The 16082-nt window shown below is 36.7% G+C and carries 16 protein-coding genes and 4 tRNA genes; 7 read left to right on the top strand and 13 right to left on the bottom strand.

The features are described 5' to 3' along the window. Positions 1 to 202: 202 nt before the first annotated feature. The 11 genes from D1094_RS13585 to lolB form a co-directional block, all read right to left on the bottom strand. A tRNA-Gln gene (locus tag D1094_RS13585) sits at positions 203 to 277 on the bottom strand. A gap of 40 nt (positions 278 to 317) precedes the next feature. Next, a tRNA-Gln gene (locus tag D1094_RS13590) sits at positions 318 to 392 on the bottom strand. 39 nt (positions 393 to 431) lie between these two features. Continuing rightward, positions 432 to 515, bottom strand: a tRNA-Leu gene (locus tag D1094_RS13595). Between the two features lie 9 nt (positions 516 to 524). Further along, a tRNA-Met gene (locus D1094_RS13600) sits at positions 525 to 601 on the bottom strand. A 197-nt stretch (positions 602 to 798) separates the two neighbouring features. Beyond that, positions 799 to 1140, bottom strand: a complete 342-nt coding sequence (locus D1094_RS13605) for a DUF3718 domain-containing protein (RefSeq protein WP_118960658.1) — start codon at positions 1138 to 1140, stop codon at positions 799 to 801. A 316-nt stretch (positions 1141 to 1456) separates the two neighbouring features. After that, entirely contained in the window at positions 1457 to 2548 is a 1092-nt protein-coding gene (gene ychF, locus D1094_RS13610) for a redox-regulated ATPase YchF (protein ID WP_118960659.1), read from the bottom strand. 68 nt (positions 2549 to 2616) lie between these two features. Then, positions 2617 to 3201: an aminoacyl-tRNA hydrolase gene (gene pth / locus D1094_RS13615; protein WP_118960660.1), complete on the bottom strand. Its 585-nt coding sequence runs from the start codon at positions 3199 to 3201 to the stop codon at positions 2617 to 2619. Between the two features lie 31 nt (positions 3202 to 3232). After that, positions 3233 to 3853, bottom strand: a complete 621-nt coding sequence (locus D1094_RS13620) for a 50S ribosomal protein L25/general stress protein Ctc (protein WP_118960661.1) — start codon at positions 3851 to 3853, stop codon at positions 3233 to 3235. Positions 3854 to 4168: 315 nt separating this feature from the next. After that, the gene (locus tag D1094_RS13625; RefSeq protein WP_118960739.1) at positions 4169 to 5119 is read right to left on the bottom strand and encodes a ribose-phosphate pyrophosphokinase; all 951 of its coding nucleotides are present in this window, start codon (positions 5117 to 5119) and stop codon (positions 4169 to 4171) included. A 153-nt stretch (positions 5120 to 5272) separates the two neighbouring features. Further along, positions 5273 to 6166, bottom strand: coding sequence for a 4-(cytidine 5'-diphospho)-2-C-methyl-D-erythritol kinase (gene ispE / locus D1094_RS13630; protein WP_118960662.1), 894 nt, complete (start codon positions 6164 to 6166; stop codon positions 5273 to 5275). Between the two features lie 11 nt (positions 6167 to 6177). After that, entirely contained in the window at positions 6178 to 6831 is a 654-nt protein-coding gene (lolB, locus tag D1094_RS13635; protein WP_118960663.1) for a lipoprotein insertase outer membrane protein LolB, read from the bottom strand. Between the two features lie 337 nt (positions 6832 to 7168). Between lolB and hemA the strand changes: the two genes are divergently transcribed. The 7 genes from hemA (at position 7169) to kdsA (ending at position 14054) form a co-directional block, all read left to right on the top strand. Further along, the gene (gene hemA, locus D1094_RS13640) at positions 7169 to 8437 is read left to right on the top strand and encodes a glutamyl-tRNA reductase (RefSeq protein ID WP_118960664.1); all 1269 of its coding nucleotides are present in this window, start codon (positions 7169 to 7171) and stop codon (positions 8435 to 8437) included. 166 nt (positions 8438 to 8603) lie between these two features. Continuing rightward, the gene (gene prfA / locus D1094_RS13645) at positions 8604 to 9692 is read left to right on the top strand and encodes a peptide chain release factor 1 (protein WP_118960665.1); all 1089 of its coding nucleotides are present in this window, start codon (positions 8604 to 8606) and stop codon (positions 9690 to 9692) included. Between the two features lie 7 nt (positions 9693 to 9699). Further along, positions 9700 to 10560, top strand: coding sequence for a peptide chain release factor N(5)-glutamine methyltransferase (gene prmC / locus D1094_RS13650; protein WP_118960666.1), 861 nt, complete (start codon positions 9700 to 9702; stop codon positions 10558 to 10560). Positions 10561 to 10589: 29 nt separating this feature from the next. After that, a complete protein-coding gene (locus D1094_RS13655; protein ID WP_118960667.1) occupies positions 10590 to 10955 on the top strand; it encodes a SirB2 family protein in 366 nt (121 codons plus the stop codon). 70 nt (positions 10956 to 11025) lie between these two features. Continuing rightward, on the top strand, positions 11026 to 11853 hold the full coding sequence (locus D1094_RS13660) for a tetratricopeptide repeat protein (protein WP_118960668.1): 828 nt from the start codon (positions 11026 to 11028) through the stop codon (positions 11851 to 11853). Positions 11854 to 11874: 21 nt separating this feature from the next. Continuing rightward, the gene (locus tag D1094_RS13665) at positions 11875 to 13137 is read left to right on the top strand and encodes a DUF819 domain-containing protein (RefSeq protein WP_118960669.1); all 1263 of its coding nucleotides are present in this window, start codon (positions 11875 to 11877) and stop codon (positions 13135 to 13137) included. Between the two features lie 74 nt (positions 13138 to 13211). Beyond that, the gene (kdsA, locus tag D1094_RS13670; protein WP_118960670.1) at positions 13212 to 14054 is read left to right on the top strand and encodes a 3-deoxy-8-phosphooctulonate synthase; all 843 of its coding nucleotides are present in this window, start codon (positions 13212 to 13214) and stop codon (positions 14052 to 14054) included. Positions 14055 to 14200: 146 nt separating this feature from the next. Here kdsA and D1094_RS13675 read toward each other — a convergent pair whose 3' ends face one another. After that, positions 14201 to 15307, bottom strand: coding sequence for a hypothetical protein (locus tag D1094_RS13675; RefSeq protein ID WP_118960671.1), 1107 nt, complete (start codon positions 15305 to 15307; stop codon positions 14201 to 14203). A gap of 239 nt (positions 15308 to 15546) precedes the next feature. Beyond that, on the bottom strand, positions 15547 to 15828 hold the full coding sequence (locus D1094_RS13680; protein WP_118960672.1) for a hypothetical protein: 282 nt from the start codon (positions 15826 to 15828) through the stop codon (positions 15547 to 15549). Positions 15829 to 16082: the final 254 nt, after the last annotated feature.

Raw genomic sequence — 16082 nt, forward strand, 5'->3', positions numbered from 1 at the left:
TTTTTAAAGAGACTTGAACTCTTGTATCAAAGGTACTGTAACCGTGTATACCTAATATAAGCAGCGCGTCTACCAATTCAGAGACTTCCGCATAGGTAATAAGTTTTTAAAGAAACTTTAACTTAAGATGCAGAACTAATAATAGATTAGTAGTGTATCTTTTTCACTTTCGATTCGGTTAATGTTTTCTTAGGAAAGAAAGTGGCAGGGGTAAGAGGATTTGAACCTCTGAATGACGGGATCAAAACCCGCTGCCTTACCGCTTGGCTATACCCCTGCAGAAATTTGTAATTACATTGAGTTCTTTCTAAAAGAAGTGGCAGGGGTAAGAGGATTTGAACCTCTGAATGACGGGATCAAAACCCGCTGCCTTACCGCTTGGCTATACCCCTGCAATGTACTTACTGTTTTACAACTGATGTTGTTAGAAATGGTACGGGAGGAGAGACTTGAACTCTCACATCATAGATACTGGAACCTAAATCCAGCGCGTCTACCAATTCCGCCACTCCCGCATTTCTAAATGGTGGCTACACCGGGATTTGAACCTGGGACCCCATCATTATGAGTGATGTGCTCTAACCAACTGAGCTATGTAGCCTTACCAACCTGCTCTGTAGCAAGTGGCGCGTATTATGCAAATCTGCTTGGCATACGTCAACCGTTTTTTTATAAAATTTAGCACTTTTTGTTTGTTTGGCTATTGCGTGTGCAATTTGACCGATAACTATGCAATAAAAGTTTAAAAAAAACGAATAACCAGTTATTGGTTATTCGTTTTCTTGAAATTGAGAGGTATTATCTCTCTTTAGCTTCTTCCGCTAAATGCGCAGAATGTTTTGCTAGGTTCTCTATTTCAGGTTTTACCTTCTTTGAAGGTAATTTACCTATAATAAACTCACCCACTTCAAGTGCTTTTGACTTGGCTGCAAAAATCAGCAAATTATCGCCATTACATTCTAATCCATCATAAATATTACGGATTTTTAATTTATTTTGCTTTAAGAAAGATCTTAAGCGACTTTTATCATTAGCTTGCACATACTCACAAATACGCAGTGTCATGTTATCTGCTTTAGCTGGTAATGCAGTGAAAGCACCTGTTGCAATTAACGCAGAAAGTAAAAGAATTTTTTTCATTATTCACCCTTGTTATTTATATTTTAAGAATTTCTTATTACACAGAAAGTGTAGACCATAATTTATATTTAATATTTGAATACATTAAATATAATGATGTTAGGTTCTAGCCTTATGCGGTTTTTCATAAACGATTGTATGTAAAATAAGTTGTAAAACAAGAGTTTATTAGTGTTTTTTAGGAGTTATTGTGCAGGTATACTTTTTATCGACATGTTGTTTACATTCGCTTAACTTATTGGATTTTAGATATAAAAAAAGCTAACTGATTTCAGTTAGCTTTTGTAAAAGACACTTAAGTTCACATCATATGAGCCTAAACGTTAAATCTAAAGTGAACAACATCACCATCTTTAACTAAATAATCTTTCCCTTCAAGTCGCCATTTACCGGCTTCTTTAGCACCAGATTCTCCGTTATATTGAATAAAGTCATCATAACTAACCACTTCTGCTCGAATAAAGCCTTTTTCAAAATCTGTATGAATTACACCAGCGGCCTGTGGAGCGGTTGCATTTTGTTTTACTGTCCATGCTCTTACTTCTTTAACACCCGCAGTGAAATAAGTCTGTAAGCTTAATAAACCGTAACCAGAGTTAATTACTCGATTAAGACCAGGCTCTTCTAAGCCCATTTCCGCCATAAACTCAATGCGATCTTCTTCATCCATTTCAGACAGCTCGCCTTCAATTTCAGCACAAACAGCAACAACTACTGCGCCTTCTTTTTCAGCTATTTCTTTAACGGTATCTAAGTAAGGGTTGTTTTCAAAACCGTCATCATTAACATTGGCGATATACATGGTTGGTTTAACTGTTAAAAAGTTAAGGTATCTAACCGCGGCTAACTCTTCTACTGATAGTTCTAAAGAACGTATCATATTACCTTCTTCAACATGTTTAAGAATCTTTTCTAGAACAGGTAATTCAAATTTAGCCTCTTTATCGCCGCCTTTAGCCCGTTTGGTTTGACGAAGAATCGCTCTTTCTGCAGTGTCCATATCTGCCAAGGCTAACTCAGTGTTAATAACGTCAATATCATCGGTAGGGCTGATTTTATTGGCAACATGGATAATATTGTCGTTTTCAAAACAGCGAACAACATGACCAATAGCATCTGTTTCACGAATATTCGCTAAAAATTTATTACCTAAACCTTCACCTTTTGAAGCCCCTGCAACTAAACCTGCAATATCTACAAATTCCATTGTGGTAGGCAATACTCGTTCAGGGTTCACAATTGCTGCTAACTTGTCTAAACGAGGATCAGGAACAGGAACGACACCTGTATTCGGTTCAATTGTACAGAACGGGAAGTTAGCTGCTTCTATACCTGCTTTGGTGAGTGCGTTAAACAGAGTTGATTTCCCTACATTGGGTAAACCGACAATTCCACATTTAAATCCCATAATTATTACCTACAGTTATTTGTATTATGTTTACTCATCGTTACTAAACCATGAGAGAAAGAGTGTCTTTATTGCGCTTTAAAAGCGTGTAAGCGTTGTTGGGCTTTGGTTAACCCCTCTTTTTGCCAGACTTCAAAGCAACGACTCGCTTCATCAACAGCGTCGTCGATATGTGCTTGTTCTGTTGCTGGCGCTTTACCTAAGACATGGCCTGTTACTTTATCTTTGTGACCTGGATGCCCAATGCCAATTCTTAGTCGATAAAAATTTTTATTATTTGCCATGCAAGCAATAATGTCTTTTAGTCCATTATGACCACCATGACCTCCACCTTGTTTTATTTTTACACTTCCAGGCAGCATGTCCATTTCATCGTGTGCGATTAAAATGTTATCTACCTCAATACGGAAAAAATTAGCTAATGGTGCTACTGAATGACCGCTACGATTCATAAAAGTAGTAGGGATCAATAAATGAACAACATCATTACCTATGATGCCTTTACCATATAAACCAGAATATTTTTTTTCAGGACGAAGTGTTATATTGTTGCGTCGTGCCAGTTCTTCAACAAACCAGACACCAGCATTGTGGCGAGTTCTTGTATATTCGGGGCCTGGATTACCAAGCCCCGCAATTAGTTTAATAGTCATTATTTTACATTAAATAAATATATTAAAACTATTATTCAGCTGCAGGTTCTTCTTCAGCTTCTTCTTCATCACTTGCTTTACCTTTCGGAGCATTTGCAGAAACAACTGCTTGGTCGTGATTTTCACCTTTTTCTAATTCATCAGAAGTAACGCCCTTAGGGAATACTACGTCCGATAAATGTAATGTTTGACCAACTTCAAGTGCCGCTAAGTCAATTTCAATGTACTCAGGTAAGTCTTTTGGTAAACAAGAAATAGCAATTTCATTGATGTGATGAGCAATGTTAGCACCTGTTTTCGCTGCTACATCTTCGTTTAAGAAGTGAACAGGAACATTTGTGTGAACAACGTGCTTAGCATCGATACGGATGAAATCTAAGTGCATGATTACGTCTTTGAACGGGTGACGTTGCATGTCTTTGATTAGACATTCAACAGCTTTACCGTCAACGTTTAATGTTAAAACGTGAGAGTAAAAAGCTTCTTCTTGTTGTGCACGGTAAACATTTTTGTGCTCTAACGTTAAAGAAACAGGGTCTTGGCCTTCGCCGTAAAGGATTGCAGGAACTTTATTCGCGTGACGTAGGCGGCGGCTCGCACCTTTCCCTAGGTCTGTACGTACTTCTGCTTCCAAAGTAAATAAATCAGTCATTGTTTAATACTCTTTTATATAAACTAAAATTAGCCCTTGTTTTTTGCGACCAAAAACAAGGAAATATGCTCTTTTTCGAAAATAAAATTCTTAATAATAAGTTAAAAAGAAAATGCTTCAGATAAAAAAGGCGCCGAATAATAACACTTCATTACGAGTAAAGCTATTGAATGTTGGGTTATTGATAAATTAATTTGTAGAGGTGATTTTATCTGTAATAGACGATAATCAAGAGGCTGGTTTAAAAAGGGTAGGGTATTAAAAAGCCAACATCAATTGTTGGCTTTTAGGTCTAATCATTCGTTTCAAGTGATGTTATGAGTTTTCAAACATCGCAGAAATAGATTCTTCGTTACAAACGCGACGAATCGCTTCACTTAACATGCCGCTTAACGTTAATTGGCGAACCATTTTAAGTTTTTTAATTTCTTTTGACAGAGGAATTGAGTCGGTTACGACCACTTCATCAATCACAGAATTTTTAAGGTTTTCAGCAGCGTTACCTGAAAGAACTGGATGAGTAGCATAAGCAATAACTCGTTTTGCACCGTGCTCTTTTAACGCTTCAGCGGCTTTTGCTAATGTACCGCCAGTATCAATCATATCATCAACAATAATACAGTCACGACCTTCAACTTCACCAATTATATGCATAACTTGTGCTACGTTTGCTTTAGGGCGACGTTTATCGATAATGGCTAAATCAGTATCATCAAGCAACTTGGCTACAGCACGAGCACGTACTACACCGCCAATGTCAGGAGATACGACAACAGGATTGTCTAATTCACGGTTTTTCATGTCTTCTAAAAGAATAGGCGTACCAAACACGTTATCAACAGGTACATCAAAGAAACCTTGAATTTGTTCTGCGTGTAAGTCTACTGTTAATACGCGGTCTACACCAACACTTGATAAAAAGTCTGCAACAACTTTAGCCGTAATTGGTACACGAGCACTTCGTACGCGTCTATCTTGGCGAGCATAACCAAAGTAAGGAATAACGGCGGTAATACGACCTGCTGAAGCACGACGTAAAGCGTCAATCATTACGATTAACTCCATTAGGTTATCATTGGTTGGAGCGCATGTTGATTGCACAATGAATACATCTGAACCACGAACATTTTCCGTGATTTCAAAGCTAATTTCACCATCACTAAAACTACCTACTTTGGCTTCGCCTAAAGTAATATATAAGCGATTAGCAATTTCTTTGGCCAGTTCAGGGGTGGCATTACCCGCAAAGATCTTCATGTCAGGCACAGTCAGTTCCTCAGAAACTTTTGACATTAATATTATACTTGAATGCACTTTGGTAATGGCACTCAAACACTACTAAAACAGAGTTAACTTTAGAAGCGATCAAAGTACTTCGCAAATTATCTCCAGTAAACTTTTCAGTATTCTTTTATCAATTTAGCGCAATTGATAACTTTCCATTTTACTTAGTAAAGGAGATTTATTAGCCCCTTTAGCGATAAATGAGCTAATTCCTTTTGGGAGTTTTGCTTGTAAATCGCGCGCCATTGATTGACTTGAACATCGCGTGAAAATACATGCACCCGTTCCTGTCATTCTTGACGGCGCGTATTCTATCAACCAAGCCAGTAGCTTGGCAACCTCACTGTAGTGATTAATTACCATGGTTTGACAATCATTATGGAATATATCATTAGCAAAAACATCGTGCATTAATTCATCTGATGTAAGTGGGGGGCTATTACGAGGTAGATCTGATGCAGTAAACACACTTTGTGTTGATATACTACAATTAGGTTTGCTCACTAAATACCAACTTTCTTCAGGATGTTTTGTTATCAGTTTTTCTCCAACTCCTTTTGCAAAGGCGGAATAACCATGGACAAAAATGGGGACATCAGCACCTAAAGATAAACCTAGTTCGGCTAGCTCTTCAGTTGAAAGCTCGCATTGCCATAGTGTGTTCAAGGCAAGTAATATGGTGGCTGCGTTGGAAGAACCGCCACCTAAACCGCCACCCATTGGCAGTACTTTGTTGATACTGATATTCACGCCTAAAGTATTTTCGCCATGATATTTACTATGATTTTTTAAAAGTTGGGCAGCCTTGTAAATTAGATTATCTTTTTTTGCGACACCTTTAATGGGGGTCAGTAAATTAATTTTATTATCATTGGTTATTTCTAACGTTAAGGTGTCGCCATATTCAAGAAACTGAAATAAGGTTTCTAATTCATGATATCCATCAGGACGCCTGCCTATTATGTGGAGGAAGAGATTTAATTTAGCAGGGGAAGGTAGTTCAAATGTTTGATTAATATACGAAGTCATATCGTGATTCTTTATGTATTAAGTTGCCATTTATCGATTGCTATTCTAATCGTTAAGTCTTGGGTTTTAATAGTAAACTTGGTTGCCAAAGCGATATTATTAACCATTTTGTATCGGCTATAGTTGATAAGCCACTGCTGCTCTTGTCCATAACTATTGACTAGAGAACTTTGTAGTGATTTTGGAAAACCAGTTTGTGCATCAAACGTTATCGAGTCTTTAGTATTACTATAAGGGATACCTTTTAACCAATATTTTAACGCTTGTGTGGGCAAAGTTAACCCTGTTAACTCTTCTATGAGGTAATCAAGATTATCACCATTATATTGTTTTCCATCTAGCTTTATTGTGTGATGATCTTTTTTAGAATTAAGCTGTAAAATGTTAATGCCTAGGTAACTTGATAAATTAAGTTTTTGACTTGGAATGCTTTCATCAATTGACCAATAAATATTTGCTCTTTCGCGACTATCACCTTGTAAAAAAGCTATTTTTCCTGATAATTTCCATTGTGAAATGATGTCTATCTGCTTAACTCGCTGTTGAGCAGATACATTAGTCACAAGGGACTGTTCAGTCTGAACTGTCGAGCAGGCAGTAATAAATAGAATAAGAAAAGAAAAAGATGTTTTTACTAAAGTGGTAATGCAATGATTAGGGATCATGTTAGTTATTAGGGATCAGGTTAGTCATAAGAAAATTTTACTGGGTCATTTTGACTATTGGAACACAGGCCTTAGAGATGTTCAAGGTTATGGTGTGATCAGTGAGTTGTTATAATCTATGTAGTTTTTATCACAGATCATGGTTTATTGATAAAAGCTGAGTAATAATAAAGAAATACCCTGATGACTGGGGTATAATGCACAAATAGATAATTTTATACAGCTTTGCTAGATTCATTAGAGTGATTTTAATCACATCAAAGCATTAAATAGCATAAAGATTAAATGTAGCGGGTATTGATAGATACTCTCTACTTAGAAAGATAGGTTAATTATTTTGTCCATTGTTGCCGTTGGAATCAATCATAAAACTGCTCCCGTTGCTGTCAGAGAAAAAATATCTTTTAACCCAGATAATCTCTCTATAGCATTACAAGAAATGTTGAACGAAGTTCAATGTAAAGAAGTAGCCATACTTTCTACCTGTAACCGTACTGAATTATATTTAGTGCAAGACGGTGATGTTGAACAGACTCAAGAACGGTTAGTTCAATGGTTAGAAAATTATCATAATGTTCCAGCCTCAACTATTTTACCTAGCCTTTATTGGCACCAAGACCAGCAAGCCGTTAATCATATGATGCGCGTTGCTTGTGGTCTTGATTCATTAGTGCTGGGTGAACCACAAATTCTAGGTCAAATGAAGCAAGCCTATAGTCAAGCAAAAGCAGCTGGCTCAATGGCTTTAGTCATGGACAGGTTATTTCAACGAACATTTGGTGTTGCTAAGCAAGTTCGCACAGAAACCGAAATTGGCACAAGTGCGGTATCAGTTGCCTTTGCTTCTGTTAATTTAGCAAAACACATCTTTGCTAGTCTTGAAAAAGCAAGAGTTCTTCTTGTTGGTGCCGGTGAGACCATTGAATTAGTTGCTAAACATTTATATGAAAATAATGTGGGTAAAATTACGGTAGCAAACCGAACGATTGCTCGTGCTGAAAACATGGCAAAACAAATAGGTGCTGAGGTAATCACATTAGCACAAATTCCAGAGCAAATGTGTCATGCAGATATCGTTATAAGTTCGACAGGCTCTACTTTACCGATTATCGGTAAAGGTATGGTTGAACAAGCGTTAATTACACGCAAGCATAAACCTATTTTTATGGTTGATTTAGCCGTTCCAAGAGATATAGAAGAACAAGTATCAGAGTTAGAAGATGTGTTTCTTTATACGGTTGACGACTTACAAAGTATTATTGCAAAAAATATTGAGAATCGTCGAAAGGCAGCTGTTCAAGCTGAAGGTATAGTAAACACTCAGTCTGACAGCTTTATGTCATGGCTTCGAGGGTTAAATACCCAAGATACGGTGATTAGTTATCGTAAGCAATGTCTAGCACATCGAGATCAATTACTTGAAAAAGCCTTAGTGCAATTAAAAAATGGTAAAAACTCAGAGGCGGTTGTTGCTGAATTAGCCACTAAGTTGTCAAATAAGTTTATGCATGCTCCAACAAGTGCTTTGCAGTCAGCTGCGCAAGGCGGTGAGTTAGATAAACTGCTTTATTTGCGTGATATCTTTCAAATAGATCAACAAGATTAAAATAAATTATTATAATCTAGTGAGTTTATCGCTTTTGGCGACTTTCCAATTAAAATCTTTCCGTAAATATTCATTCGCAACATTACTGTGTTAGAATAACGACAATTTTTGTTAATTGTTAAAACAACAATTGACCGTTACCTGTTTAAAAGATAAGAAATTATTCATGAAAGCCTCTGTTTATCAAAAACTCGAAGTATTAGTCGAGCGTTTCGAAGAAGTACAAGCCCTATTATCTGATCCCGAGACTATTAGTAATCAGGATAAGTTTCGTACATTGTCTCAAGAGTTCAAGCAACTTGAAGAAGTTACACAAACGTTTAACAGCTATAAAAATGCAGAAGAGGATTTTGCAACGGCTGAAATGATGTTAAAAGATGATGATCCTGACATGCGAGAAATGGCTCAAGAAGAGTTTAAAGACGCTAAAAAAGCGGTTGCAGAAATCGCGGATCAATTACAGATTTTATTACTGCCTCGTGATCCGAACGATGATAACAACTGTTTTGTTGAAATCAGAGCCGGTGCAGGTGGAGATGAAGCCGCTATTTTTGTTGGTGACTTATTTAGAATGTACAGCCGTTATGCAGAAAAGCAGGGCTGGAAAGTTGAAGTCATGAACAGTAACGAAAGTGAGCAGGGCGGATATAAAGAATTAATCTTGAAGGTTAATGGTGAAGGTGTTTACGGTCAGATGAAGTTTGAATCAGGAGGCCATCGTGTACAACGTGTGCCTGAAACTGAATCGCAGGGTCGTGTGCATACTTCGGCTTGTACTGTAGTTGTTATGCCAGAAATTCCTGAATCGCAAGCCATTGAAATTAACAAAGCTGATTTAAAGGTTGATACTTTTAGAGCTTCTGGTGCTGGTGGTCAGCACGTAAACAAAACGGATTCTGCAATACGTATTACGCATATCCCTACGGGCGTTGTGGTTGAGTGTCAAGATCAGCGTTCACAGCATAAGAACAGAGCGCAAGCTATGTCAGTTTTGCAAGCTCGTTTACAACAAGCTGAAGATGAAAAACGTCGTAGCGAAGAAGAGTCATCTCGTCGTAGTTTAGTGGCAAGTGGAGATCGCTCTGAACGTATACGTACCTATAACTTCCCTCAAGGTCGTATGAGTGATCATCGCATTAACCTAACGTTATATCGTTTAAATGAAATCATGGAAGGTAATTTACAATTAGTAATGGAGCCTATCATGCAAGAGAACCAAGCTGATTTATTAGCAGAGCTTGCAGAGCAAGAATAACGTTTTTATGTCTGTTGACGTTCCTTCAATTGCAGCGTTATCTGAATATGGCAAACAACAATTGTTGTCACTGTCAGATAGCGCGCAATTAGACAGTAATATTTTAATCTGCCATGTCATTAACAAAGACCTTAGTTACCTATTAACTTGGCCTGAAAAAAAGCTTTCACTTAGTGAGTACGAAAAGTTCATTGAACTATTAAATCGTAGAATTAAGGGCGAGCCTATTGCCTATATTGTAGGAACTAAAGAGTTCTGGTCTTTGCCGTTACTTGTTTCACCTGCAACCTTAATACCTCGACCTGATACTGAAACACTGGTTGAGTTGGTTCTTGAATTATATCAATCTCAGCAAGCCCTTCATTGTTTAGACTTAGGAACTGGAACAGGTGCTATTGCACTTGCGCTAGCTTCTGAAAATCCTAGCTGGCATTTTGATGCTGTGGACTTTAGCTCTGAAGCAGTAAGTTTAGCGAAACTTAATTCACAACAATTAAACTTAACTAATGTGCAGGTTTTTCAAAGTGATTGGTATAGTAATGTAGCAGAAGATAAAAAATACGACCTTATAGTTTCTAACCCACCTTATATTGATGAGCAAGATGAGCATTTAGCTCAAGGTGATGTTAGGTTTGAACCTAAATCAGCTTTAGTCGCCGATGAACAAGGGTTAAAAGATATAAAAATCATTATAGAAAATGCCAAACAACACTTAAAAACGAACGGTGCTTTGTTTATTGAACATGGTTTTGCACAAGGTGAATTAGTTTGTGATATATTGACAGGCTTTGGTTATCAAAATGCACAAACTGTTACAGATTTAAATGGTCAAGATAGAATAAGCTGGGCGATTTATTCAAATTATTAGTTAACCTCTTTAATATCAAGGAATTTTTAATGTTTAAACATCTTCATATGACGCTTGCATTGTTAAGTGTCAGCTTATTTACTTTACGTTTTATATGGCTATTAATTGGCTCAAGTCAGTTGCAAAAAAAGTGGGTGAAAATTACCCCGCATATTATTGATACCCTGTTATTAAGTGTTGGTATTTTGATGGCATATCAATATAGTATGAGTCCTTTTGAACACTTATGGTTAGGTGAAAAATTACTGGCAGTCGTTGCTTATATTTTTACGGGTTACTTCACTCTAAAATTAGCGCGTAATAAAAGCATGCAAATTATTGGTTATTTAGGCGCTATGGGCTGGATAATGCTTATTTATAGATTAGCGGTTACTCGTGAAGCAATGTTCTTTTAAATAGTATTTATTGCAATTTAATTAACTCATTAATTTAAATAGGAAGTCGCTGATATTCAGCAGAGGTGTTATGAACGAATTGTTGTTGTCTGAAATAAATTCGACCGAAAAAGATCTACTTCAAATGATGGTGTTACTGGAAGATTTTATTCTTGCCAAGCAATCCCCTAGCCATAATGATGTAGCCTCTGATACGTCTTTAGATGGTTTAGAGATGATTATTAAACAATGCCAAGCGGTTATTGAGGAGATAGAGTCACCTTTAGATAGAGCTGAAATTTTATTAAATGAACTCTATTTTCAACATTTATTTGTTGATAAGTTTCGCAAAATTTACCCTATAGAGGCATTTTGCGTTGTTTCAGGTATTAATAGTCGCTTAATGTCTCCTGTACTTAAAGCCGTTATAATATGTGAAATTATCAACGCTTGTGGTTTTGAAACTGACTTAGTATATATACCCAATAAAATGATGGTAAGAATATGTTGTGATGAAAAATACGCAATTATATTTGACGCAACGACAGGGGAGTCGCTTAACTGGAGTGAGCTTGACTTACGCCTAGACGAGTTAAACGGAGATCCTACTCAACATGAATTAGCCAGTGTTGAAAGTGAAGCCGTGTTAGTTGAACATTTAACGGCATTTAAAAACGCTTTAATCAAAGAGAAAGCCTTTGATAAAGCGTTACGTTGTGTTGACGTAATATTAGCGCTAACACCTGATGATCCACTTCAAAGGCGAGATAGAGGCTATTTACTACACCAATTAGATTGTTTTAACGTTGCCGTTGATGATTATCGCTATTTTGTTGAACAATGTCCTAAAGATCCCGCCGCAAAACTCCTTAAATTGCAATTAGATAAAATTAATATTCAAGAAACTGTATTACATTAATTAAAATAAAAAGGTTAACCAATGCAAGAGCAAGTCGTGGCGAACGCGCCACTCATCACTAACGACAACGTAGTGTTAGGAATACTAGCGTTAATATTAGGCTTTGTTTTTTATACGTCTAATAGCCAAAATGCATTTTGGCAACGCTTTTATAAGTATGTACCAGCATTACTCATGTGCTATTTATTACCATCTCTGCTTAATACCTTTGGTGTTGTTAGTGCTGATGTGAGTCAAATTGATGAAGTTGCTAAATATTATCTATTGCCTGCATGTTTAGTGTTATTGACGTTAAGTATTGATATTAAGGCGATTGCTGGTTTAGGTAGTAAAGCTATTATTATGTTCTTAACAGGCACTATTGGCGTTGTTATTGGTGGACCGCTTGCCTTGTTAGCTGTTTCAGCAATATGGCCTGATCTTATCGGTGTTACAGGCCCAGATGCTGTTTGGCGTGGTATGGCTGCACTTGCGGGTAGTTGGATTGGCGGTGGTGCCAACATGTTGGCCATGAAAGAGATTTATGAAGCTGATGGTAAAATTTTTACCATTATGGTGACGGTTGATATTGTTGTTGCCAATCTTTGGATGGCAGGTTTACTGTATATTGCGGCAAATCACAAAGCGATAGACGCTAAAAGTGGTGCTGATACCTCAGGTATTGATAAATTAATTGCCAAAGTTGAAGAATACGAGCGTAATAATAAACGCATGCCAGAGTTAAAAGACTTTATGCTTATTATCGCGGTTGCTTTTGGTGCAGCAGGATTTGCTCACTTAGCCGCTGATTTCCTTGTACCTTACTTCCAAACTAACTTCCCAGAACTTAAAAAGTTTAGTTTACATAGTAAACTATTTTGGATCATCGTCATGGTAACTACCATAGGTTTAACGTTATCTTTTACCAAAGCAAGGCAGCTAGAATCTGTTGGTGCGTCAAAAGTAGGTAGTAGTTTCTTATATATTTTAGTGGCAACTATCGGTCTACATATGGATATTGCTCAAATTGCTGAAGCACCTAAGTATGTAGTCATCGGTCTTATTTGGATGGCAATTCACGTAATATTATTGTTTGCTGTAGGAAAAATGATAAAAGCCCCTGTATTTTACTTAGCAGTAGGTAGTAAAGCTAATATTGGAGGGGCTGCATCTGCTCCTGTTATTGCATCGGCTTTCCACCCATCGCTTGCACCTGTTGGCGTGTTATTAGCAGTACTTGGTTATGCATTAGGTACTTATATGGCATGGCTATGTGGACAATTGCTACGTATTGTTGGTAGCTAAATTAAACACTAGGTAAATAAACTATTTTAATACATGGCTCCTATAATATGGAGTCATTTAATAAAGGAAAACATATGACGATTTCATCGGTAAATGTAGCTAATATTGACGTTGCTAACGATAAGCCTTTTGTATTATTTGGCGGCATGAATGTGCTTGAATCACGTGATTTAGCAATGAAAATTGCTGAGCATTACGTTGAAGTTTGCCAAAAATTGAATATTCCTTATGTTTTTAAAGCGTCTTTCGATAAGGCTAATCGTTCTTCTGTTCATTCATATCGAGGGCCTGGATTAGACGAAGGATTGAAAATTTTTCAGGAAATAAAATCGACCTTTAATGTGCCAATTATCACTGATGTACATGAACCTTTCCAAGCCCAACCTGTAAGTGAAGTGGTTGATGTTATTCAATTACCCGCTTTTTTAGCACGACAAACAGATCTTGTTGTTGCTATGGCAAAAACGGGAGCGGTAATTAATGTTAAAAAACCACAGTTCTTAGCCGCACATGAAATGAAGCATATCATTAAGAAATTTGCTGAAGCTGACAATGAAAAGATTATGCTTTGTGAGCGCGGAAGCTGTTATGGCTATAATAATTTAGTCGTTGATATGCTGGCGATGGAAGAAATGAAAGGTTATGCACCCGTGATTTTCGATGCGACACATGCGTTGCAAAAACCCGGTGGTAGAAGCGATAGCGCTGACGGTAGAAGAGCACAGGCAGCTCAATTAGCTCGTAGCGGTATGGCGATAGGCATTGCAGGTTTATTTATAGAAGCTCATCCAGATCCAAGTCAAGCGAAGTGCGATGGCCCTTGTGCATTACCATTAGATAAACTAGCACCATATTTAACTCAAATGAAAGCAATTGATGATTTAGTCAAAGGTTTTGAGCCGCTAATTACGGATTAGTATGCTAATACAGTGTAGTAAATAACGGTAAAATACGATAATTTTTTACGGTTATAAATCGCAAGATAAAAATAAAAAATGACAGTCAGGTTTGGCTGTCATTTAGTTTAAGCTAATAAATTATCTTATTAAATGAATTTAAAGGATTAACTTCGATTCATTAATTTTGCTTGAGCTGGTAAATTGAAAACGCTCATACGTTTATCAGTTACCTGCACATTTGTTACATCGTATACGTAATTAAAAATAGGTTTGTTAGGATCTGGCTTAAAGTATTCATCAATCGCTTCTTCGGCTTTGTCTTTGAAAAAGTTCCCGGTAATATCTTTTAGCGAGTTCATAGGGTCATCTAAACTAATATCGCTTATTGAGGCTGATTGCTTCTCTTCTTTTACTTCAGGACAGCTTTGCTTATCCATATACCAAGCAAGCTTTATTGATACAGGGTAGCCCTCAATTGCGTTTAACTTAGCTATTACGGGAGAGTCAGAGTCTATCTCGTCTTTTTTAATATCGCCTGAAACCATCGCCACAGTTTTATAAATAGTCTCACCAAAGTATTTTGATAATGGATTTTGATTATTAGTAACGCTTGCTAAATAGTTATCTTGAAACTCACCATTAATCCTCCATGCATCGCGCATTTTATCCATAGGAGTTGTCATCCAAAAGTCCATTTGGACTTTGTGTTTATCAGGTCGACCTGCATCGTCTTTTGATACCAAATGCCATTGTGCAGTATATTTTTTTGCTAAAAAGCCGTTTACTTGGCGGGTTGTGTTTTGGTCAATTACTTCAAAATTAAATTTAGAAGTGGTTAATTGACATGACTCACCAGCAGAAGGGTCAAAAGTTTCCTCTTCATCTTCAGAAGAAAGTTCTTCAAAGCTATCCCAAATAGAGCCTGTACAGCCAGATAGAGGACATTCGGTATATTCGTTATCTTTTCTGTTTATTTTCCAGCTTAAATTTTTATCAATTCTTGCAACATCTGATGAGTCAGACGCATTTAAAAAAGCACTGGAGGCCCATGAATCATACTCAAAATTATAATCAATACGACGACGATCTTTTAAAGTGTAAACGGTCTGTTTTCCGCGACTGTCAGGCATAATATAACCATTAATGACATAATTTGCGGTTAATACACTTGTTGGAGTGATAGGTGTGTTATCAGGTGCTTTTGTTGTGCTACCACAAGCGATAAGACCTAAAGAGCTTGTCAAAAGAAGTAGCGTGTTTTTTGTACTCATAAGTTCCTTCTTGTTAATGAAAAGTTAAAATCGATAGTAATATATCACTGTTTTTCATGTTTATTTATTTTTTTTTAGATTTTTAAAAATGAATTGTAGTATTAAATGAATAGAAGGGGTTATAGCATTAATATCAAGTTTAAAGGGCATATCATGTACAGAGAAAAGCAAAAAGGTGTCCTAGGACACCTTTTAAGTTATTTGTAGTTAATTTGGCTTACGATAACTTACATTACAAATTATTCAGCGACTCGTGTTATTTTTGAAACAGTCGATGTTTTGTTTTTGTTCTCAGTATGTTTTTTATTAGCTAGAGCATTTTCAGTGCTTAACTTCGGTAATTCATTCGTCAATTCTATTCTTGAAAATGAGGCTGCTAATGAAACTTGTGCTTGAGCAAGTAAATTTTCTTGAATAACTGGCTCTATCTTCACTGTTTCTGAAGTTGGTACTGCTGCAATGCTTGTGTTGCTCACTAAAATACTGATACTTAATGCGATTAACGTGTTAATTTTTTTCATGGTTTTGATCCTGAGTTTTTGCCGACTTTCTTATCAGCAATAATAAATATATGTGCTTCCCGATAGATTTATTAGGACCTTTTCTCGCGCTTGCTCATTCATTTACTTTAGGTAAACTAGAGTGTAGCTAAAGGGTTGGGGTCTTGAGCTACACTCTCATGTTTGAGCGTTGAGATGATGTCCTTCATCTACGGCGTGGATAATACGCAAGTAATCTAAAAAAATAAAATGACAAAATTTAATGTTATTCATTA

The sequence above is a fragment of the Colwellia sp. RSH04 genome, assembly GCF_003545765.1.
Taxonomy (GTDB): Bacteria; Pseudomonadota; Gammaproteobacteria; order Enterobacterales; family Alteromonadaceae; genus Colwellia.